The following is a 911-nucleotide window of genomic DNA, read 5'->3' on the forward strand; positions in this document are numbered from 1 at the left end:
TGATCTCGCACCTCGATAACTGTACGTAAGATCAGTATAGTTCGTGGTAACTGACTGCTAATCATGGGTAATCAGGTTATCTTTTAAAAATGCAGCTCTTCTATCCGACACGGTTTTCCGTATAAATAGCCTTGATAGGTGTGACACCCCATACTCTGCAATAACGCGCGCTGGGCTTCTGTTTCAACACCCTCAGCTATGACTTGCAGTTCCATTGAGTCGGCTAATGTTATAACTGCCTGAGCGATGGCCCTATCATTACTGCTATTGATAATATCTCTAACAAACCCTTGGTCAATTTTCAACTGATTTATAGGCAATTGTTTTAAGTAGGATAAGGATGAATAGCCTGTACCAAAATCATCGATTGAAAAAGTCACACCGTGCTGCTGCAACTCTTTCATCTTAGCTTTAACATCAGGAATGTTATTTACGAGCAACGTTTCCGTAATTTCCAGCTTTAGCAACTGTGGATTTGCACCTGAGGTTTTCAATGCATTTAAAACAGTCTGAACAAAATTATCTTTGCTAAATTGAACTACGCTTATGTTAACCGCAATGCTTAGGTGTTGTTTTTTGGATTCTAAAGACCATTTTGCCAGAGTGGCGCAAGCTTCCTCTAGCACCCATTTGCTAATGGGCACAATCAGACCTGTTTCTTCCGCTAATGGGATAAATTGCAGTGGTGACACCATTCCTTTTTCTGGGTGTATCCAGCGTAATAGCACTTCAACACCAATACACTGCTCCAAGTGATTGACCTGTTTTTGATAGAAAAGTACAAATTGCTGGCTTTGTATTGCAGAGTATAAGTCGCTAATAATTGCTGCTCTTGGGAAGGTGCGAATAAGCGGGGAAATTCTTCTCGGCTGACTCAGTCATTTCATTTCTTCATGTTTGAGCCGATTTTT

General features: G+C 40.7%; 1 protein-coding gene. It reads right to left on the bottom strand.

Features of this window, described 5'->3' with window-relative positions:
* Nucleotides 1-83 precede the first annotated feature (83 nt).
* Nucleotides 84-878: a putative bifunctional diguanylate cyclase/phosphodiesterase gene (locus PG881_RS23915; RefSeq protein ID WP_333563432.1), complete on the bottom strand. Its 795-nt coding sequence runs from the start codon at nt 876-878 to the stop codon at nt 84-86.
* Nucleotides 879-911: the final 33 nt, after the last annotated feature.

It is taken from the genome of Aeromonas sp. QDB54, assembly GCF_027707385.1.
GTDB classification, from domain to species: Bacteria; Pseudomonadota; Gammaproteobacteria; order Enterobacterales; family Aeromonadaceae; genus Aeromonas; species Aeromonas hydrophila.